This is a genomic window from Streptomyces sp. NPDC087440 (assembly GCF_044744005.1).
In the GTDB taxonomy this organism is placed as follows: Bacteria; Actinomycetota; Actinomycetes; order Streptomycetales; family Streptomycetaceae; genus Streptomyces.
The window spans coordinates 65,887-84,550 of record NZ_JBIUXN010000004.1; the positions used below are offsets into that span (position 1 = coordinate 65,887).

18 protein-coding genes and 1 pseudogene are annotated in these 18,664 nt (G+C 73.1%); 15 read left to right on the forward strand and 4 right to left on the reverse strand.

Annotated features, from left to right (window positions below):
• Window positions 1–187: 187 nt before the first annotated feature.
• The 6 genes from ACIO3O_RS11350 (at window position 188) to ACIO3O_RS11375 (ending at window position 6,864) form a co-directional block, all read left to right on the forward strand.
• Window positions 188–958 carry a hypothetical protein gene (locus tag ACIO3O_RS11350; RefSeq protein ID WP_401744587.1) on the forward strand — a complete coding sequence of 257 codons (771 nt, stop codon included), beginning with the start codon at window positions 188–190 and terminating at the stop codon, window positions 956–958.
• On the forward strand, window positions 955–2,247 hold the full coding sequence (locus tag ACIO3O_RS11355; protein WP_401744588.1) for an ATP-binding protein: 1,293 nt from the start codon (window positions 955–957) through the stop codon (window positions 2,245–2,247). The genes ACIO3O_RS11350 and ACIO3O_RS11355 overlap by 4 nt, the downstream gene beginning before the upstream one ends.
• A 97-nt stretch (window positions 2,248–2,344) precedes the next feature.
• Window positions 2,345–2,785, forward strand: a complete 441-nt coding sequence (locus ACIO3O_RS11360; RefSeq protein WP_401744590.1) for an SH3 domain-containing protein — start codon at window positions 2,345–2,347, stop codon at window positions 2,783–2,785.
• Window positions 2,786–2,900: 115 nt separating this feature from the next.
• Complete coding sequence (locus tag ACIO3O_RS11365; protein ID WP_401744592.1) at window positions 2,901–4,361, forward strand: FtsW/RodA/SpoVE family cell cycle protein; 1,461 nt, start codon at window positions 2,901–2,903, stop codon at window positions 4,359–4,361.
• Window positions 4,358–5,815 carry a penicillin-binding transpeptidase domain-containing protein gene (locus ACIO3O_RS11370; RefSeq protein WP_401744594.1) on the forward strand — a complete coding sequence of 486 codons (1,458 nt, stop codon included), beginning with the start codon at window positions 4,358–4,360 and terminating at the stop codon, window positions 5,813–5,815. The genes ACIO3O_RS11365 and ACIO3O_RS11370 overlap by 4 nt, the downstream gene beginning before the upstream one ends.
• A gap of 5 nt (window positions 5,816–5,820) precedes the next feature.
• Complete coding sequence (locus ACIO3O_RS11375) at window positions 5,821–6,864, forward strand: amidase family protein (protein WP_401744596.1); 1,044 nt, start codon at window positions 5,821–5,823, stop codon at window positions 6,862–6,864.
• Here ACIO3O_RS11375 and ACIO3O_RS11380 read toward each other — a convergent pair.
• Complete coding sequence (locus ACIO3O_RS11380) at window positions 6,848–7,447, reverse strand: Uma2 family endonuclease (protein WP_401744597.1); 600 nt, start codon at window positions 7,445–7,447, stop codon at window positions 6,848–6,850. The genes ACIO3O_RS11375 and ACIO3O_RS11380 overlap by 17 nt on opposite strands.
• 109 nt (window positions 7,448–7,556) lie before the next feature.
• On the reverse strand, window positions 7,557–8,477 hold the full coding sequence (locus tag ACIO3O_RS11385) for an ADP-ribosylglycohydrolase family protein (RefSeq protein WP_401744598.1): 921 nt from the start codon (window positions 8,475–8,477) through the stop codon (window positions 7,557–7,559).
• 107 nt (window positions 8,478–8,584) lie between these two features.
• On the opposite strand from ACIO3O_RS11385, the pseudogene ACIO3O_RS11390 reads away from it, so the two are divergent.
• From ACIO3O_RS11390 to ACIO3O_RS11410, 5 genes and pseudogenes are all read left to right on the forward strand, one after another.
• Window positions 8,585–8,725 (forward strand): annotated as a pseudogene (locus tag ACIO3O_RS11390) (dihydroxy-acid dehydratase); the annotation flags it as partial.
• Window positions 8,699–9,283 carry a dihydrodipicolinate synthase family protein gene (locus ACIO3O_RS11395; protein WP_401744888.1) on the forward strand — a complete coding sequence of 195 codons (585 nt, stop codon included), beginning with the start codon at window positions 8,699–8,701 and terminating at the stop codon, window positions 9,281–9,283. The pseudogene ACIO3O_RS11390 and the gene ACIO3O_RS11395, both read left to right, overlap by 27 nt.
• Window positions 9,274–9,438 (forward strand): hypothetical protein, encoded by a 165-nt coding sequence (locus ACIO3O_RS11400; protein ID WP_401744600.1) that lies wholly within the window; start codon window positions 9,274–9,276, stop codon window positions 9,436–9,438. Before ACIO3O_RS11395 ends, ACIO3O_RS11400 begins: the two co-directional genes overlap by 10 nt.
• A complete protein-coding gene (locus ACIO3O_RS11405; protein WP_401744601.1) occupies window positions 9,435–10,448 on the forward strand; it encodes a sugar kinase in 1,014 nt (337 codons plus the stop codon). Before ACIO3O_RS11400 ends, ACIO3O_RS11405 begins: the two co-directional genes overlap by 4 nt.
• Window positions 10,449–10,476: 28 nt before the next feature.
• The gene (locus ACIO3O_RS11410; protein WP_401744602.1) at window positions 10,477–11,106 is read left to right on the forward strand and encodes a bifunctional 4-hydroxy-2-oxoglutarate aldolase/2-dehydro-3-deoxy-phosphogluconate aldolase; all 630 of its coding nucleotides are present in this window, start codon (window positions 10,477–10,479) and stop codon (window positions 11,104–11,106) included.
• Window positions 11,107–11,511: 405 nt separating this feature from the next.
• Here ACIO3O_RS11410 and ACIO3O_RS11415 read toward each other — a convergent pair whose 3' ends face one another.
• Entirely contained in the window at window positions 11,512–12,627 is a 1,116-nt protein-coding gene (locus ACIO3O_RS11415) for a ferritin-like domain-containing protein (protein ID WP_401744604.1), read from the reverse strand.
• 234 nt (window positions 12,628–12,861) lie between these two features.
• Here ACIO3O_RS11415 and ACIO3O_RS11420 point away from each other — a divergent pair, with 234 nt between their 5' ends.
• Complete coding sequence (locus ACIO3O_RS11420) at window positions 12,862–13,821, forward strand: diiron oxygenase (RefSeq protein WP_401744605.1); 960 nt, start codon at window positions 12,862–12,864, stop codon at window positions 13,819–13,821.
• Between the two features lie 113 nt (window positions 13,822–13,934).
• Window positions 13,935–14,210 (forward strand): hypothetical protein, encoded by a 276-nt coding sequence (locus ACIO3O_RS11425; protein ID WP_401744606.1) that lies wholly within the window; start codon window positions 13,935–13,937, stop codon window positions 14,208–14,210.
• A 57-nt stretch (window positions 14,211–14,267) separates the two neighbouring features.
• On the opposite strand, the gene ACIO3O_RS11430 is transcribed toward ACIO3O_RS11425, so the two are convergent.
• Complete coding sequence (locus ACIO3O_RS11430; protein WP_401744607.1) at window positions 14,268–15,500, reverse strand: Ig-like domain-containing protein; 1,233 nt, start codon at window positions 15,498–15,500, stop codon at window positions 14,268–14,270.
• A gap of 258 nt (window positions 15,501–15,758) precedes the next feature.
• Here ACIO3O_RS11430 and ACIO3O_RS11435 point away from each other — a divergent pair, with 258 nt between their 5' ends.
• A complete protein-coding gene (locus ACIO3O_RS11435; RefSeq protein WP_401744609.1) occupies window positions 15,759–16,994 on the forward strand; it encodes a lipid II:glycine glycyltransferase FemX in 1,236 nt (411 codons plus the stop codon).
• Complete coding sequence (gene murJ, locus ACIO3O_RS11440; RefSeq protein ID WP_401744611.1) at window positions 16,919–18,658, forward strand: murein biosynthesis integral membrane protein MurJ; 1,740 nt, start codon at window positions 16,919–16,921, stop codon at window positions 18,656–18,658. The genes ACIO3O_RS11435 and murJ overlap by 76 nt, the downstream gene beginning before the upstream one ends.
• The last annotated feature ends 6 nt before the right edge of the window (window positions 18,659–18,664 follow it).

Consider the following 18,664-nt stretch of genomic DNA (forward strand, 5'->3'; position numbering starts at 1 on the left):
CGCTGTGCGGGGCGTGTGGGGGGGGGGGGGGGGGGGGGGGGGGGCCGGGCGGGGCCCCCCCCCCCCCCCCCCCCCGCGCCCGCCCCCCCCCCCCCCCCCCCCCCCCCCCCACGGCCGCACCCCCGAGCCGGGACCGTCGCCGTCGCTGTCGCTGTCGCCGTCGCCCACCGCGCGACGGCGCTCCGTCGTGTCGGCGGCCGTTCTGGCGGGCGCCGTCTGCGCCGGGATGACGGGCTGCGTCCAGGCGGGCGAGCTGAAGAGCGCGGGCCCCGCCCCCACGGCGGTCGGCCCGGTGCGGCTGTGGCCCACACTGCCGCCCGCCACCGCGCCCGCCGAGGACTTCGGGGCGGCCGAGACCGAGACCGCCCGGGGCATCAAGGTCCCGGACGGCGACGTGCACAAGGTGAACGCGGTCGCGGTCGTCCAGGCGGAGGTGGCCGCACACCCGGACACGTACAGCGGACCCGACGGTCTGTACGCGGAGACCGTGGCCCAGCTGGACCGGTGCGGGGAGCGGCCGAAGCAGTGCCCGGTGCTCCAGCCGTACTACCGCGACCTCACCGGTGACGGGAAGGACGAGCTGATCCTCGGGATCAAGATGCCCGAGCACCAGCTCGCCATCCGCGCCTACCTCGCCGAGAAGGGCGGGCTGACCCGCATCATGGGCACCTCGGACGCGGTGACCAGCGTGGCGTTCGCGGGCCGCGACCTGGTGCTGCGGGTGCCCGCGGGGATCGCCGGATACGAGTACCGCACGGCCTGGACCTGGGACGCCCGCCAGCACGCGATGCTGGCCACGCAGGACCAGATCGTCCATGTCGTCCGCGGCCCGAGACCGCACCGCACCGGCCCGGGAACGGGCACCGGCACGGGTCCGGGAACCGGCCCCGGCACCGGTCGCGGTGGAGGCCCCCACGCCCACCCGGACCCCGGCCCCACCCCCGGACCCCCCGCATGAGCCCCCGCCGGTTGCGGTTCCCCGCCTGGACCGCCTCGCTGACCTGGAAGGCGCTCGCCTTCCTCACCGTGATCTGCTGCCTGCTCGCCTTCTTCCTGGGCGCCCTCGTGCACGTCTCCGTCACCCACCAGACCGTCGAGCAGGCCCGTGAGAAGGCCCTCGACCGCCTCGGCCGGGCGGCCGAGGCGTACGAGGCGGGCGAGCCGCTGCCGCCGGGCGCGGGCATCGACCTGCCGGGGCTGCCGGAGCCCCTGCGGCAGCTGAACCGCAAGGGCGAGCAGGGCACCGTCGTGGAGAACGACCTCGACGGCCGCCCCCGGATGTGGGCGGCCCGCGCCGCCGACCGGCGGTCCCTGGCCGTGGCGCTCGACTACCAGCAGGGCGTGGACACCATCACCGGCCTGGACCGGGCCATCCTCGGCTCCTCGGTGCTGGCCATCGGCGCAACGCTGCTGGTGGGCGCGTTCGCCGTCACCCGGGTGACCCGCAGGCTGCACCAGACCGCCCGGGTGGCCCGCCGGATCGGCGCGGGCGACCTGGACGCCCGGGTGCACGACCCCCGCAACCAGGACCCGGACCGGCACGAGGACGAGGTCTCCATCGTCTCCGGCGCCCTGGACACCATGGCCGGGACGCTCCAGGGCAAGCTGCTGAGCGAGCAGCGCTTCACCGCCGACGTCGCCCACGAGCTGCGCACCCCGCTGACCGGTCTGACCGCCGCCGCCGGGCTGCTGCCGCCGGGCAGGCCGTCGGAGATGGTGCAGGAGCGGGTGGACGCCATGCGGCGGCTGACCGAGGACCTGCTCGAAATCTCCCGGCTCGACTCGGGCAGCGAGCAGGTGGAGCTGGACCTGCACCGGCTCGGTCCGCTGGCCGAGCGGGCGGTGCGGGCGATTCCCGCTCCGACCGAGGTCAGGGTCGTACGGGACGTGGGCGTCGAGACGGACCGGCGACGGCTGGAGCGGGTGCTCGGCAATCTCGTGGCGAACGCGCACAAGCACGGGCGGGTGCCGGTGGTACTGACCGTGGACGGTCCGGTGATCACCGTGCGTGACCACGGGGACGGCTATCCGGCGTACCTGGTGGAGCACGGGCCGCAGCGTTTCCGTACCGAGGCGGGCGGCTCGCAGGGCGGGCACGGGCTCGGGCTGACCATCGCGGTGGGCCAGGCGGAGGTGATCGGGGCCCGGTTGACGTTCACCAACGCGCCGGAGGGAGGGGCCGTCGCCCGGCTCGTACTCCCCGTGCACGAGCAACTCCCCAAAGCCCCGCACATCAACACAAAGTGACACTTTGCGATCAATAAGTGGCGATTCTAGGGTGAGACAAGCGAGTTGAGGGCTGCGTCCCGCAACGGGGCGCGGCCACTCCTCCCTAGGAGGCAACATGCTCACCCCCACGAAGCTCCAGAAGGTCGCCCTGTGCGCCGCCGCCGGTGCACTGTCCGCCGCCCTCGCCGCCACCCCGGCCCTCGCCGACCAGGCCGTGCCCGACACGGCCCCCGTCGAGCAGGCCGTCCCCGACAGCGCCCTCGCCGGGCAGGCCGTCCCCGACACCGCGTCCGTCGACCCCGCCGCCGCCCACCCCCAGCACACCGAGGGCCGCGTCACCGCCAGGTCCGGGCTGAAGCTGCGCGACAAGCCGACCCGCAGCAGCCGGATCATCCGCACCGAGCCTTACGGCGCGATCGTCCACATCTTCTGCAAGACCACCGGCGACCACGTCGAGGGCAACGACCACTGGTACCTGCTCACCGACGGCACCTGGGCCTGGGGCTCCGCCCAGTACATCGTGCCGAGGGGCGGGCACTCCCCCCGCTGGTGCTGACCCGCGACTCCGTCGAGGGGCGGGCGCGCACCTGGGGCCACACTCCGGAATGACGCCCCCGCCCCCTCGATGACATATACGGACATTAAGCACAATCGCTTGTTACGTTTCCGGGGTGACCGACGCTCCCGGGGTGACCGACGCTCCCCCACCCGAGCTCCGCCTCCCCAAGCGGCGCGGCGTCGAGCTCTGCCTCCTCGTCGGCGCCGTCCTGATCGCGGTGCTCGGCTACTGCGCCACGGGCCTGGGCAAGACCGGGACCGCCCCGCCCGACGCCCTGAAGTACGGCGCGGGTCTCGGCGTCCTCGCCCTGGTCGCGCACTTCGCGGTGCGCTTCCGGGCCCCGTACGCCGATCCGCTGCTGCTGCCGATCGCCGTGCTGCTCAACGGCATCGGGCTGGTCCTGATCTACCGCCTCGACCTGGAAACGCCCAAGGACCAGGCGGCGTTCACCCAGCTCACCTGGTCGACGCTGGGGGTCGGCCTGTTCATCGCGGTCGTCGTGCTGCTGCGCGACCACCGGGTGCTGTCCCGGTACGCGTACGTCTCGTGCGCGGCGGCCCTGTTCCTGATGGCGGTGCCGATCTTCTTCCCCGCCATCAACGGCGCGAAGATCTGGATCAGGTTCGGGGGCCTGTCCTTCCAGCCCGGCGAGTTCGCGAAGATCCTCCTGGCGGTCTTCTTCGCCGCCTACCTCGCCGCGAACCGCAACGCCCTCGCCTACACCGGCCGCACCTTCCTCTTCAAGCGCCTCCAGCTGCCGACCGGCCGGGTGCTCGGCCCGATCGCCGCGATCTGGCTGCTCAGCGTGGGCGTCCTGGTCCTGGAGAGGGACCTGGGCACCTCGCTCCTCTTCTTCGGCCTCTTCGTGATCATGCTGTACGTCGCCACCGGCCGCACCGGCTGGATCGCGGTGGGCCTGCTGCTCGCGGCGGTCGGCGCGTACGCAGTGGGGTCGGTCGAGCCGCACGTGCACAGCCGGGTCGCGGACTGGCTGCACCCCTTCGCCTCCATCGAGGCGGGCAACGGGCCCGGCCAACTCGCCCAGTCCCTCTTCGCGTTCGCCGCAGGGGGGATGCTCGGCACCGGTCTCGGCCTCGGCCACTCCATCCTCATCGGCTTCGCCGCGAAGTCCGACTTCATCCTCGCCACCGCGGGCGAGGAGCTCGGCCTGACCGGCCTGACCGCGCTCTTCCTGCTGTACGCGCTCCTGGTGGCCCGCGGCTACCGGGCGGGCCTCGCCCTGCGCGACCCGTTCGGCCGCCTGCTCGCCATCGGTCTCGCCTCGATCGTCGCGCTCCAGGTCTTCGTCATCGCGGGCGGGGTGATGGGCCTGATCCCGCTGACCGGCATGGCGATGCCGTTCCTCGCCCAGGGCGGCTCGTCCGTCGTCACCAACTGGATCATCGTGGCGCTGCTGATCCGGGTCAGCGACTCGGCCCGCAGCCCCCGCCCGTCCGCCGCGGACACCGGGCAGATCGCCGCCGTGGTGGAACGGGACCTGGCCGGGCTCAGCGACGTACGGACGAAGTCGGAAGGGAAACAGTCGACCTTGGAAGGGAAGCGGCCGACGTGATCCGCTACATCCGCCGGGCGGCCGGGTGCTGCCTGATCCTGCTGGTCGCCCTCCTCCTCAACGCCGCCCGCGTCCAGGTCCTCCAGGCCGACGCGCTCGACGACAACCCGGCCAACCGGCGCCAGAACATCGTCCGGTACGCCCAGGAGCGCGGGAACATCCTGGTCGACGGCAAGCCCGTCACCGGCTCCAAGGACACCGGCGAGCAGCTGCGCTGGGAACGCACCTACGCCCAGGGCCCGTTGTACGCGCCGGTCACCGGCTACGCCTCGCAGACGTACGGGACGGCCTTCGTCGAGGCCGCCGAGGACGACATCCTCTCCGGCACCGATCCGATGCTCGCCCCGCTCCCCTTCTGGACCGAGCTGACCCGGGCGCAGCAGCCCGGCGGGAACGTGGCGACGACGATCCGGGCCGCCGCCCAGCGGGCCGCGTACGAGGGCCTGGGCGGGCGGCGCGGTGCGGTCGCCGCCCTGGAGCCCGCCACCGGGCGCATTCTGGCGCTGGTCAGCAGCCCTTCGTACGATCCGGGACTGCTGTCGGGGACGGGCCGCACGGTCGCCGAGACGTGGGCGCGGCTCAACGCCGCGACGAGCCAGCCGATGCTGAACCGGGCGATCCGGCAGACGTATCCGCCGGGCTCCACCTTCAAGATCGTGACGGCGGCGGCGGCGCTGGACGCGGGGGTGGTGGGCGACGTGGACGCGCCGACGGACACCCCGGACCCGTACGTCCTGCCGGGCACCCGCACCCCGCTCCCCAACGAGGCGAGCGGCTGCGAGAAGGCGTCGCTGGCGTACGCGATCCGGGTGTCGTGCAACACGGTGATGGCGAACCTGGGGGTGAAGACGGGACTGGCGTCGATGCTGGACACGGTGGGGCGGTTCGGGTTCAACGACCGGGGCATCCGGATTCCGTCGCCGGTCGCGGCGAGCAACTTCGACAAGAGCATGAGTGACGACCAGTTGGCGCTGTCCTCCATCGGGCAGTTCGACACGCGGGCAACTCCCTTGCAGATGGCGATGGTTGCGGCGGCGGTGGCCAACGGCGGCGACCTCAACCGGCCGCACCTGGTGGACAGCACGACCACGAAGAAGGGCGGGCTGGTCGCGCAGACGGCCACCCGCTCGTACCAGCAGGCGATGAATCCGGCGACGGCGATGCAGCTCCAGCGGATGATGGTCGACGTCGTGGAGAACGGCACCGGCGGCAATGCCGCGATCCCGGGTGTCACGGTGGGCGGCAAGACGGGCACGGCGCAGCACGGGGTGGGCAACTCCGGTGTGCCGTACGCCTGGTTCATCTCCTGGGCGCAGAAGGACGGGGCGGGGGTGCCGGGGGTGGCGGTGGCCGTGGTGGTGGAGGACGCGGCGGCACGGCGCGGGGACATCACGGGCGGGGGGCTGGCGGCGCCGATCGCGCGGTCGGTGATGGAGGCGGTGCTGGGAGACTGATCCGCATGGATGTGGATCGGTCGTTGGCGCGGATCGCGGAGGCGGACCCGCGCCTGTGCGCGTTCCTGGAGGTGTGGCAGGACGCGGCTCCCGACCCCGCCCTCTCCGAACTCCCGCTGTACGGGCTGCCGTTCGCGGTGAAGGGGCGTGCGGGTCTACGCTCCTACGCCGCGCGGAGGCTGGTCGCGGCGGGGGCGGTGCCGGTGGGGGCGACGTCGGTGCCGGGCCCGGGGACGTACTGGCAGACGTGGGGCCTGGGCGCCGGGGGCCGGACCCTGAACCCCCACCGGCCGGACCTCACCCCCGGGGGTTCCTCGGCCGGTTCGGCGGTGGCGGTCGCGGCGGGGATGGTGCCGCTGGCCACCGGGAGCGACGGGGCGGGGTCGGTGCGGATTCCGGCGGCGTGGTGCGGGGTGTTCGGGCTGCGGACGACGCGGGGACTGCTGCCGTCGCCGGACCGTACGGGGCTGGCGACGGCGGGGGTGCTGGGGAGGTCGGCGGCGGAGCTGGAGGCGTACTTGGGGTGCGTGGTGGAGGGGTACGAGGCTGCGGAGGTGCTGCCGACGCGGGCGGTGTGGTCGCCGGACCTGGGCTTCGCGGCGGGCCCTGACCTGGACGAGGAGGTGGCGGGGATCGCGCGGCGGGCGGCGGAGCGGCTGTTCGTACTGGAGGAGGCTGCGGACTTCGCCCTCCTGGACCCCCGACAGGAGTGGTTCGCGATACGGGGCGGGGGTGCGCCGGGGCCGGTGGCCCGGGAGAACGATGCCCGCCTGGCCGAACTCTTCTCCGGTGTACGGGTGTTGGCGACTCCGGTCACCCCCTTTGGCCCGCACGGGCACGAGGGGCCGGACGGCCGCTTCTCCACCGCGCTGACGTGGGCGTTCAACGTGAGCGGGCATCCGGCGGCGAGCGTCCCGGCGGGCTTCACGGCGGACGGCTGCCCGGTGGGCCTGCAACTCGTCGCGGGCTTCGGGGCGGAGAACCTGCTGGCGGGGCTGGCGGCACGGGTGGCCCCGGGGCCGCCGCCCCGGTTCAGCGGCGGCGGTTGATCGCGGTCAGGTCGATGTCGATCGGGAAGGGGACGGAAAGCTTGAGGCGGTCGTGGAAGATTCCGGCCGCGCCGTACGTGTGGGTCGCAGGATCGAGTTCGAAGACGTACACGACGGGGAGGCCGTAACTCTCCTCGACGCGCCAGAAGTGCGGGATACCGGCGGCGGCGTACTTGCGCGGCTTTGTCTCACGGTCACGCTCAGCGGACTCGGCAGAGACGACTTCCACCGCGAGAACGACGTCCTCCGGTGTGAACCAGGTCTGCCCCGGCCCTGTGTCCGCGTCGACCGGCACGACGACGATGTCGGGCTCCGGGCGGTTCCGGTCATTCAGCCGGACTGTCAGCTCCCGGACCGCTTCCAGATGCTCCGGAGCCTGCTCCATCAGCGCGTTCTCCAGCAGACGCATGACGCGCGAGTGAAACCGGGTCTGCGGACTCATGAAGACGAGGCTCCCGTCGATCAGCTCCGTGTGCGGAGGAAGATTCGGAAGCCGGTCGAGGTCGTCAGCCGTCCACCCGCCGACGGGCGGACGGACCCACTCGTAGCTCTCGTCCAGCCCGTACTCGCGTGCGGCGCTCATGATTGCTCCCATGGGGCGGAGTCTGTCTGACGCGGAAAGCCTACCCAGAGTGATTGCCGAACCGCCCCTCGTACGAGTGATCGGCGATCCGCCCTTGACAGCCGCCCCCTCACCCCAGCGCCTCCCTCCGCTCCAACCACTCCCCCGGCATCCCCTCCACTCCCACGCGTGCCCCCACGATTCCGCCCGTGATCGCGCAGGTCGTGTCGACGTCGCCGAAGCCCTCGGCGGTCGACCACAGGGCGTCCTCCAGGGAGTCGGGGTGGCGGGCGGCCGTCCACACCGCGAAGGGGACCGTGTCGTCGGCCCGGATGCGCTGCCCGTTGCCGAGCAGGTCGGCCGCCTTCCACGGGGCGGTGGTGAAGGGGAGGCCGGCCGCCCTGAGCAGTCCGTCACGCACCGGGCCGGGCGGGGTGCGTTCCGCGACCCCGGTGAGGGTCAGTTCGCCCCGTACCGAGAGGGCCGCGGCGACGGCGACCGCCACCGCCCCGGCGATGCCCTGCGGGTGGGCGTGGGTGACCCGGGCGGACAGTGCGGCCTCTTCGGCGGCACGGTCGAGGTCGGGTGCGAACCAGGCGCCCAGCGGGGCGACCCGCATCGCCGCCCCGTTGCCCAGGCTGCCGCCCTCGAAGAGGGAGGGCGCGAGCGTGCGCCAGTCGCCGGGGTGGGCGAGGAGTCCGGGGAGCAGGACGTGCATGCCGTGGCCGTAGCCGCGCCCCGGGTCCGCGTCGAAGGTCAGGGCGAAGCAGGCGGCCAGGCGGTCGGGGACGACGCGGCCGTGTTCGGTGAGGACGCGGTGCAGGGCGAGGGCCATCGCGGTGTCGTCGGTCCAGTGCCAGACGGGGCCCTCCGGGAGGCGCCGGGCGCGGACGTCGTCGTACGCGGTGTCCGGGACCAGGCCCTCCCGGAAGCGGAAGAGGGGGAACCAGCGCTCCCCGAAGGCGTCCCCGAGGGCGAGCGCTTCGAGGCTGCGGCGGGCGGCGGGGCGGTTCTCGGCGGGTGCGTCCGTGCTCGTACCGGGTGGGTTCATGGGCAGCATCGTGCCCGGTGGGCGGGAGGGGGTACATCCCTCAGGGTGTGGGGAGTTGCCCGGCTGTGAGGGGGTTGGAGCACACCGGCCCGGCGCTGGTCTTCGACGCGGGCGTGCGCGACATGGTGCGGATCTCCGACGCCCGGATGTCGGGCACCGCCTTCGGCACGTGCGTGCTGCACGTGGCGCCGGAGGCGGCGGTGGGCGGCCCGCTCGCCTTCGTGCACACCGGGGACCTGGTCCGCCTGGCGTCTCCCCCGTCCTCGAAGTGCCCTTCCACGCCGACGGATCGCAAGCTGGACCTCGTCGAGCGGGAGCTGCTGACCACGCTGCTGCTGGAATGCACCCGCCGCCGCACCGACGTCGCCGCCGTGGTGTCCGTGCCCGACCACGCCACCCGGCACGCCGTCGCGCAGGCGCTGCGCGCCGCCGAGCTGGGCGCGGACGCCCTGAACCTGCTGCCGCCGCATTTCCTGGGCCCCTCCCGGGACGCGGTGCCGGCGCACGTACGGGCCGTGCTGACGGCCATGGACCCGCTGCCGGTGGTGGTGCAGTACGCGCCCGCCCAGACCGGCACCGCCCTGGACGCGGCGACGCTGCACCTGCTCGCCGCCGGGGAGCGTCCGCTGCCCGCGTTCGTCGGGTACGCCGGCGCGGCGCGGTCGGGGTGCAGCCGGGGTGCTCGTTCACCGAGTTGTACGTCGAGCTGTGGCGCCGGTGGGAGGCGGGCGACGAGGCCGGTGCGGTGGCCCTGCACACCCGGATGGTTCCGTATCTCTCGTACTGGATGCAGGGCGTGGAGCTGATCGTGGCGGCCGAGAAGGAGATCTCGGTACGGCGCGGCTGGTTCGGCTCCGCGCACTGCCGGGCGCCGGGGCACCGGCTGGACGAGGAGGAACTGCGGATGATCGACCGGTTCTGCGTGGAATTCGCCGCCGAGATACCGGAGCTCGGCCGATGAGCCCCGAGGTGGTGGTGTACGGGGAGGCCATGCTGCTGATGCTGGCCGAGCCGGGGATTCCGCTGGAGCGGGCGGTCGCCTTCCGGCGGTCGGTCGCGGGCGCGGAGTCCAACGTGGCGGCGGGCCTGGCCCGGCTGGGCCACCCGGTGCGCTGGCTGGGGCGGGTCGGCGACGATCCGGCGGGCCGGGCGGTGCTGGGCCTGCTGCGGGCCGAGGGCATCGACACCACGCACGCGGTGGTCGACCCCGAGGCCCCGACCGGGCTGCTGCTGCGCGACAGCCATCCGGCGCGCGGCATCGACGTGCAGTACTACCGGGCGGGTTCGGCGGCGTCCCGGCTGTCGGCCCGGGAGCTGACACCGGAGGCGCTCGGCGGGGCCCGGCTGCTGCACGTCACCGGCATCACGCCGATGCTGTCGGCGGCCGCCCGCCGGGCGACGCTGCGACTGTTCGACCTGGCGGACGCGGCAGGCGTACGGATCTCCTTCGACCCGAACGTACGGCTGAAGCTGGGTGCGCCGGAGCAGTGGCGCGAGGTGGTGGCGCCGCTGCTGGCGCGGGCGGACGTGGTGCTGGCCGGGGAGGACGAGCTGGAGGTCCTGGGCGTACGGAACGGGGCGGCCGGGGTGCTGACGGCACAGCAGGCGGCGCTCGCCGGGCGGCGGGGCGTGCAGGACTGGGTGGCCCGGGCGGCGACGGACCGGCCGCCGGTGGTGGTCGTCAAGCACCGTGACAAGTCGGCCACGTGCCTGACCCCGGAGGGGAGTTGGACCCACCCGGCCTTCTCGGTGCCGGTGGTGGACCCGGTCGGGGCGGGGGACGCGTTCGCCGCCGGGTTCCTGTCGGCGCTGCTGCGGGAGGCACCGTACGAGACCTGTCTGCGTGAGGCGGCGGCGGTGGCCGCTCTGGTGGTGCAGTGCGCCACGGACACCGACGGGCTGCCGGACCGGCGGGGCCTGGAGCGCGCGCTGACGTCGTTCGGCGGGGACGCCGAGACCGTGAATCGCTGAACACCCGTGAATCAGAGGAGTAGTTGACATGACGTACCGCTGGGAACTCGTCCGTGCCGTCACCGAACAGCGTGTCTTCGGCATCGTGCGGAGCGCGGGGCCCGAGGACGCGGTCGCGGCCGCCACGCAGGTGCTCGACGCCGGGCTGCACGCCGTCGAGGTGTCGCTGACCACCCCGCGCGCGCTGACCGCCGTGGCGCACCTCGCCGAGACCCGTCCGGAGGCGCTGATCGGGGCGGGCACCGTCATCGACGGCGCGGCGGCGCGGGCGGCCGTGGAGGCGGGGGCCCGCTTCCTGGTCTCGCCGAGCCTGCACCCGGAGGTCATCCGTACCGGTCACCGGTACGGGGTGCCGGTCTTCCCGGGTGTCGCGACGCCGACCGAGATGGTCCGGGCCCTGGAGGAGGGCGCCGACGGCCTGAAGCTCTTCCCCGCCTCCGCCGTCTCCCCCTCCTGGCTGCGGGACGTGCGCGCGGCGCTCCCGCAGGCCCCCGTGATACCCACCGGAGGTGTGACCATCGACAACGCACCGGAGTGGATCTCGGCCGGTGCGGTGGCCTGCGGCATGGGTTCGGCGCTGACGTCGGGCGGGGCCGGGGCGGCGGGCGAACGGGTACGGACCCTGCTCGACCGGCTCGCGCGGGCCGCGGCCCGCTGACGTAGCGAGGCGAAACGGGGAACCGGGCGCTGCGGAACGGGTTCGGGCCGTCGTGCACGCGGCGCAGGGCGAGGTCGAACGCCTCCTGAACGGTGGCGGGGAATCCTGCGCCCTGGGCGGCTGAGGCGGCCGGGCGGAGGGGGTCGCGCTCAAAAGTGGGACACTTCGGCGGCAAACTGTCCCACTTTTCAGAGGGCCCCCTCCGCCGTCCGCGCCTCGGACCCCGCCCCTGCGTGGCCACCATCTCCTCCGCCGAGGACTTCGTGCACTGTGTCGCGGCCCCCGTGCGCACCGCCATCGGCGAGGTGCTGCCCGAGGCCGATGACGCGGTCGTGGCGGCACCGGCGACGCCCGGCACGCGCGGTTACGCGCTGGTGGACGCGGTGACCGGCCGGGTTCGCGGGGTCAGGACTCCGCGTCCGCCGCACCGGCCGCGATGGCGTCCCGTACCTCCGCCACCCGTTCCGCCTCCTCCGTCGCGAAGCGTTCGCGGTCCAGTTGCTCGGCGATCTCCTCGTCCTGGGTCATGAGGAGGTCGAGGTTGGAGTCGCCGAGTTCGAAGACGCCCATGTCGACGTACGCCTTCTGGAGGCGTTCGCCCCACAGGCCGATGTCCTTCACGCATGGGACGATGCGCGAGAAGAGCAGCTTGCGGAAGAGGTGCAGGAACTCGGACTGCTCGGTGAACTCGTGCGCCTCCTGCTTGGGCACGCCGAAGTTCTCCAGGACCTCGACCCCGCGCAGGCGGTCGCGCATCAGGTAGCAGCCCTCGATGACGAAGTCCTCGCGCTCCTTGCGTTCGGCGTCGGAGAGCTGCTTGTAGTAGTCGCGCAGGGCCATCCGGCCGAACGCCACGTGGCGGGCCTCGTCCTGCATGACGTACGCGAGGATCTGCTTGGGCAGCGGCTTGGTGGTGGTGTCGCGGATCATGCCGAAGGCGGCGAGGGCCAGGCCCTCGATGAGGACCTGCATGCCGAGGTAGGGCATGTCCCAGCGGGAGTCGCGCAGGGTGTCGCCGAGCAGGCCCTGGAGGCTGTCGTTGACGGGGTAGAGCATGCCGATCTTCTCGTGCAGGAAGCGGGAGTAGATCTCGGCGTGGCGGGCCTCGTCCATGGTCTGGGTGGCGGAGTAGAACTTCGCGTCGAGGTCGGGGACGGACTCCACGATGCGGGCCGCGCAGACCATCGCGCCCTGTTCGCCGTGCAGGAACTGGCTGAACTGCCAGGAGGTGTAGTGCCGGCGCAGGTCGCCCTTGTCCTTGTCGGTCATCCGGTCCCAGTAGCGGGTGCCGTAGAGGTTCAGGGCCTCGTCGGGGGTGCCCAGGGGGTCCATCGGGTCGACTTCGAGGGACCAGTCGATGCGCTTGGCACCGTCCCACTGCTTGTCCTTGCCCTTCTGGTAGAGGGCGATGAGGCGCTCGCGGCCCTCGTCGTACTCCCACGAGAAACGCGCCTGACCGGTGGCGGGCACCTGCCAGACCGGCTCGGACGGAGGGTTGGTGTAGAGCTCGTGCGTCGACATGAACGGCCCCTTCGCATCTCCAACAGACGTATGCAATCGCTTAGTTGGCAGGCTCACACGTAGGTAGACGCACGGTCAACAAGCCCGTCAACACGGCGCCAACAAGTGCTGCACAGGGGATTGACGGCCTTGCTGACAAGGAGTCTCATAAGAGGTGACCCCCGGTAACCCGGCTGTCCCCCACGGCCCGGCCGCCGGGAATCCCCGGTTCCCCAACCACGAGGTGCTCCGACCATGACGACCGCCCCGGCACGGAATACCGAGCCGACCGAGACCGACTTCACCGCACTCCGCGACGCGCTCGGGTGGCTCAAGGACCGCGAGCAGGTCGCCGAGCGGCTGCTCGAATCGTCGGCCAAGCACTCCTTCGACCCGGACACGGAACTCGACTGGGACGCGCCCGCCGACGAGGGCAAGTGGTACTGGCCGCCGGAGTTGGTGTCCCTCTACGACACCCCGCTGTGGAAGAAGATGTCCGAGGACCAGCGGATGGAGCTGGCCCGGCACGAGGCGGCGGCGATCGCCTCCCTCGGCATCTGGTTCGAAATCATCCTGATGCAGCTCCTGGTACGCCACATCTACGACAAGTCGGTCACCAGCAATCACGTCCGCTACGCGCTCACCGAGATCGCGGACGAGTGCCGCCACTCGATGATGTTCGCGAAGATGATCCAGAAGGGCGGCGCGCCCAACTACCCGGTCCCGCGCGTCTATCACAACCTCGCCCGCGTCCTGAAGACCGTCTCCACCACCCCCGGCTCCTTCGCCGCCACCCTCCTCGGCGAGGAGATCCTCGACTGGATGCAGCGGCTGACCTTCCCGGACGAGCGCATCCAGACCCTGGTGCGCGGGGTGACCCGCATCCACGTCATCGAGGAGGCGCGGCACGTGCGGTACGCGCGTGAGGAGCTGCGGCGCCAGATGGTGACCGCGCCGCGCTGGGAGCAGGAGTTCACCCGGCTGAGCTGCGGGGAGGCCGCACGGGTCTTCTCCACCTGCTTCATCAACCCGAAGGTGTACGAGAACGTGGGCCTCGACCGGCGCGAGGCGATCGCCCAGGTGAAGGCGAGCGGCCACCGCACAGAGGTCATGCAGAACGGGGCCCGCCGCCTCACCGACTTCCTCGACGACATCGGCGTACTGCGCGGCGCGGGCCGCCGCCTGTGGGTCAGTTCGGGCCTGCTGGCCCGCTGAGCCCCCTCCCGGGACAGGGGCGCGCCGCACTCTGGACGCGCCCCTCCCCCCTCTGGGACCGTCGAAGTGCGCCCCCCGTGTGGCGGGGGAAACCCAGAGGGACGGTGAGGTCCGTGTCGGGGATCTGGATCGCGGTGCTCGCGGCGGCCTTCCTGCTGGTGGTGATCGCCCTCGCCAGGAGGGCCCGCAGACGTCGCACCCCGCGCCCCGCGCCGTACGCGACACACGGGGGCAGCGCCACGAGCTGGGTGGCGGGCGGCGCGGTGGTGGGAACCGCCGCGTGGACGGCCGCCCTGAACGACCTCCACTCCGACAACGACGCGTCGCACGACGGCGACGCGTCCTCCTCGTGCGGGGGCTGCGGCGGATGCGGGGGCTGCGGCGGCTGAGCGCCGGAAGGGCGCGCGGGGAGACGGGCGCGCCGGCCTCAGCGGAGTGCGCCGGCCTCAGTGGAGTGCGCTGGTCGCCTGCCAGGCGGGCCAGGACATGTTCCACTGGCCGAAGCCGTTGTTCGGGGCGACGACGCCCTTGGTGTCCTTGCCGGTGATCTCGAAGGGGTCGCCGGGGCGGACCTGGGCGTAGAACCAGGACGCGTCCGCGTTGCTCATGCCGATGCAGCCGGAGCTCTGGTTGGAGTTGCCGAAGTAGCGGGCGTTCCACGGGGCGGCGTGGGCGTACATGCCCGACCAGGTCAGGCGCATCGAGTAGGCGACGTCCTTGTCGTAGGCGTTGCCGAGGCCGACCGTCTCGGAGTTCATGTTGATCGTGCCCTCCTTCGCCATCAGGACGGCCGTCCCCCGCCAGGAGCGCTTGTCGCCGCCCGGGGTGCCGCCGGAGACCGGGATGCGACGGACCGTCCTGCCGTCGCGCAGCAGGGTCAGCCGATGGGTGTCGAGGTCGACCTTCACGATCTGCTGCGGGCCGACGGTGAAGGTGGTCGTGTAGTCGCGGACGAACCAGCGGTCGTCGGAGGAGGCGGTGCCGTTGAGCTCGGCGGTCACCGTGACCTTGGTGCCGGGCTTCCAGTAGTCCTTCGGGCGCCAGTCGACACGGTCCTTGCCGGAGTAGTCCCGCATCCAGCCCCAGGAGCCCTCGGTGGGGTTCGAGGTGGTGACCTTCAGCTGCTTCTCGACCTCGGCGCGGTTCTTGACCGGGTGGTCGAAGACCAGGGAGACGGGCTGGGCGACGCCGACGGTGGTGCCGGTGCCCGGGCGCCAGTCGACCTTGTTGACCTGGGCGGCGGCGGTCGTGGTGAAGAAGGCGCGGTGGGTGGAGGACGTGCCGCCCCGGGTACGGGTCTGCGTCGTCACCGCGTACGTCGTGCCGGGTGCGGCCTTGCGGGCGGAGGTCCAGGTGAGGCCGTCGGGGGCAGCCCTGCCCGGGAGGTCGCCGCCCTTGGTGTCGGTGACGGTGACCGAGGTGAGGCGGCCGCCGGTCGCGGTGACGGTCACCGGCTGTCCCGCCTCGGCCTGCTTGCCCGTGGGGGTGACCTTCACCGTGACGGGGCCCTCGTTGTCGGCGGCCGGGGCGCCCTTGCCCGTTCCCGTCCCCGTCCCCGCTCCTCCGGCCGCCGACGGGGCGGGGTCCGCGGTGCAGGCGGCCACGAGCGGTGCGAGCAGGGCCGCGGCGACGAGGGTTCGTACCGTACGTATCGAGTGGTGGGCGCGAGTGCGGGTCAACGGGACCTCCGTGGCGGGAAAGGCGGGCGCAGGGGTCGGCAAGTGCGCCGACGGCGACCCGGGTTGTGACTCTAGGACGGGATAAGGGCAGGTCAGCGGTGCCGGAGCAATGTGACGGCGACTGGTGAGGAACGGTCATGGTCCGGTCACATTCGCCGTACGGAGCGGTCATGGACGGCTGTGAGCATCTGCGGCGACCCCACGGACCGTCCGGGGAGAACCCCCGTCCCCGTCCGGGGAGATGGAGAGGCCCAGACCGTGACAGCGCTGCTCGTTCCGCCCGCGTCCCCCGCGTCCCCCGCATCCCGCGCATCCGGCGCGTCCCGCCAGGAACCCCGTGCGGAGGACGCCCTCGTCCTGGCCCCCGTCACCGCCGAGGCCTACCGCGCCTTCCTCGCCTCCCATGAGGGCACCGATCTGGAGGCCGCCTTCCTCCAGTGCCCCTCCTGGGCCGACGTGAAGGAGGGGTGGCGGTCGCTGCTGCTCGGCTGGGGGCCCGATCCGCGGGCCGGGCGGCTCACCGGCGTGGCGCTGGTGCTGCTGCGCCAACTGCCCGGGACACGCAAGTACTTCGCGTACCTCCCCGAAGGGCCCGTGGTCGACTGGGCGGAGCCGGACGTCGACCGCTGGCTCGACCCCCTGGTGGAACACCTGCGGGCCGAGGGCGCCTTCGCCGTCCGCATCGGGCCCTCGCCCGCGTACCGGCGCTGGGACGCCGCCCTGCTGAAGTCCGCCGGCCACCCGGGCCGACGGCTCGGCGACGTCCTGGCCAGCGAGGTCGACCCGCTCGGCGCGGCGGTGGGCGAGCGGCTGCGCGCCCGGGGCTGGCAGCGCTGCGGCGACGACGCCCAGGGGGGTGACGGGGACGCCCAGCCGCGCCATGTCTTCCGGGTGCCGCTCGCCGGGCGCAGCACCGAGGACCTGTGGTCCGGGCTCAGCCAGGAGTGGCGCAGGAACGTACGGCGGGCCCGGAAGGAGGGCGTGGAGGTGGTGGTGGGCAGTGCGGCCGATCTGCCCGAGTTCTACCGGTTGCTGCGCATCACCGAGGAGCGGGACGGCTTCCGGCTGGGGCGCTCGCTCGCGTACTACGAGCGGCAGTTCGCGGCGCTCAACGCCGAGGAGCCGGGGCGGATGAAGCTGTACCTGGCCCGGCACCAGGGGGAGGTCCTCGCCGCCCACACGATGATCACCGTGGGGCGCAGGGCCTGGTACCAGACCGGCGCCTCCGCCGACCACCGCCGCGAGGTGCGCCCGTCCAACGCCCTCCAGTGGCACATGCTGCTGGACGCCCACGCATCGGGCGCTGACGTGTACGACATGCGCGGGGTACCCTCCACTCTCGACCCGGGCGAACGTGCGTACGGCCTCCTGCGGTGGAAGCTCGGCACCGGGGGACAGGTCGTCGAGACCTTGGGGGAATGGGAGAAGGCCTTGAGCGGCACCACCAACCGGACGCTGTACCGCGCCTTCCAGGCGTACCTGAACCGCCGGTGAGCGCTTCCGCGCGCCAGGCGCTTCCCCCCGAGGCCGAGACTGCCCCGGAGGCCGGCCCCCGGCCCTCCTCCCCCGAGCCCGCGTCCGCCGCCCGCAGCAGCCTCCTCATGGCCGCGGGCTCCCTGGTCTCGCGGGCCACCGGTTTCGTACGGTCCGCCGTGGTCGCGGCGGCGATCGGCACCATCGGGACCGTCCCCGACGGCTACGCGGTCGGCAACTCGCTGCCCACCATCGTCTACATGCTGCTCCTCGGCGGCGCGCTCAACGCCGTCTTCGTGCCCGAGCTGGTCCGGGCGGCCAAGGAGCACCAGGACGGCGGGGCCGCGTACACCGACCGGCTCATCACGGTGTGCGTGCTCGCCCTGCTGGTGATCACCGCCGCCGGGGTGTGGGCGGCGCCCGCGATCGTCGGCGCGTACACCGACTACACCGGCGCGCAGGCGTCGATGGCGGTCGCCTTCGCCCGCTACTGCCTGCCGCAGATCTTCTTCCTGGGCGTGTTCACCCTGCTGAGCCAGGTGCTCAACGCGCGCGGCCGGTTCGGCGCGATGATGTGGGCGCCGGTCCTCAACAACGTCGTCGTCATCGGGGTGTTCGGGCTGTTCCTGGGGCTCTCGCTGGGCGGCGGTGGCCTCCTGACCCCCTCCGAGACCGCCCTGCTCGGCTGGGGCACCACCGCCGGGATCGCCGTCCAGGCCCTCGCGCTCGCCCCGGCGCTGCGCGCGGCCCGCTTCCGGTGGCGGCCGCGCTTCGACTGGCGGGGCAGCGGGCTGACCCGGCCGCTGCGGTCGGCGGGCTGGCTGGTGCTGCTGGTGCTGGCCAACCAGGGCGCGTACTGGGTGACGACCCGGCTGGCCACCGCCGCGGGCTCCTCCCACGGGGCCCCGGGCTACGGCGCGTACAACAACGCCTACGTCCTGTGGCTCGTCCCGCACGGCATCGTCACCGTCTCCCTGCTGACGGCGCTGCTGCCCCGGATGAGCGCGGCCGCCGCCGACCAGGACCTCGCGGCCGTGCGCGGGGACGTCGCGTACGCCCTGCGTTCCACGTCCGCCGTGATCGTCCCGGCGGCCTGCGCGCTGCTCGCGCTCGCCCACCCGATCATGGCCGTCGTCTACGGGCACGGTGCGACGAGTGCGGCCGACACCGCCGCGATGGCCACCATCCTGATGGCGTTCGCGCCCGGGCTGCTCGCCCTGTCGGGGCAGTACGTGCTGGCGCGCACCTTCTACGCGCTCGGCGACACCCGTACGCCCTTCCTGCTCAACCTGGTGATCGTCGCCCTCAACGCGGGCCTGTCGGTGACCGCGGCCCAGGTGCTGCCCGCCCGCTGGGCGGTCACCGGGCTCGCGGCGGCGTACTCGCTGGCCCTGTTCGCGGGGTGGGCGGTGACGGGGCTGGTGCTGAGCCGCCGGTTGGGTGTGGACCGGCCGTGGCGGTCGTCCGCGCTCGGTGCCGTCGTGCGGCTGCTGGTGGCCGCCGTGCCCGCCACCGTCCTGGCGTACGTCGTCGCCTCCTGGGCGGGACGGGCGGGGGCCGTGGCCGCGGCGGCGGCCGGTGCGGCGGTCGTCGCGCTCGCCTTCGCGCTGCTCGCGCGGCCGCTGCGGCTGGCCGAACTCGACGCCCTGATCCGTGGTGCACGTCGCCGTATCGCCCGGCGCTGAAAGAGC

What these genes read in the sequence shown, in the direction of transcription:
- murJ (WP_401744611.1), top strand. Translation starts at nt 16,919, where the DNA reads ATGGGAGAAGGCCTTGAGCGGCACCACCAACCGGACGCTGTACCGCGC.
- ACIO3O_RS11420 (WP_401744605.1), top strand. Translation starts at nt 12,862, where the DNA reads ATGACGACCGCCCCGGCACGGAATACCGAGCCGACCGAGACCGACTTC.
- ACIO3O_RS11355 (WP_401744588.1), top strand. Translation starts at nt 955, where the DNA reads ATGAGCCCCCGCCGGTTGCGGTTCCCCGCCTGGACCGCCTCGCTGACC.
- ACIO3O_RS11385 (WP_401744598.1), bottom strand. Translation starts at nt 8,477, where the DNA reads ATGAACCCACCCGGTACGAGCACGGACGCACCCGCCGAGAACCGCCCC.
- ACIO3O_RS11405 (WP_401744601.1), top strand. Translation starts at nt 9,435, where the DNA reads ATGAGCCCCGAGGTGGTGGTGTACGGGGAGGCCATGCTGCTGATGCTG.
- ACIO3O_RS11380 (WP_401744597.1), bottom strand. Translation starts at nt 7,447, where the DNA reads ATGAGCGCCGCACGCGAGTACGGGCTGGACGAGAGCTACGAGTGGGTC.
- ACIO3O_RS11360 (WP_401744590.1), top strand. Translation starts at nt 2,345, where the DNA reads ATGCTCACCCCCACGAAGCTCCAGAAGGTCGCCCTGTGCGCCGCCGCC.
- ACIO3O_RS11410 (WP_401744602.1), top strand. Translation starts at nt 10,477, where the DNA reads ATGACGTACCGCTGGGAACTCGTCCGTGCCGTCACCGAACAGCGTGTC.
- ACIO3O_RS11375 (WP_401744596.1), top strand. Translation starts at nt 5,821, where the DNA reads ATGGATGTGGATCGGTCGTTGGCGCGGATCGCGGAGGCGGACCCGCGC.
- ACIO3O_RS11415 (WP_401744604.1), bottom strand. Translation starts at nt 12,627, where the DNA reads ATGTCGACGCACGAGCTCTACACCAACCCTCCGTCCGAGCCGGTCTGG.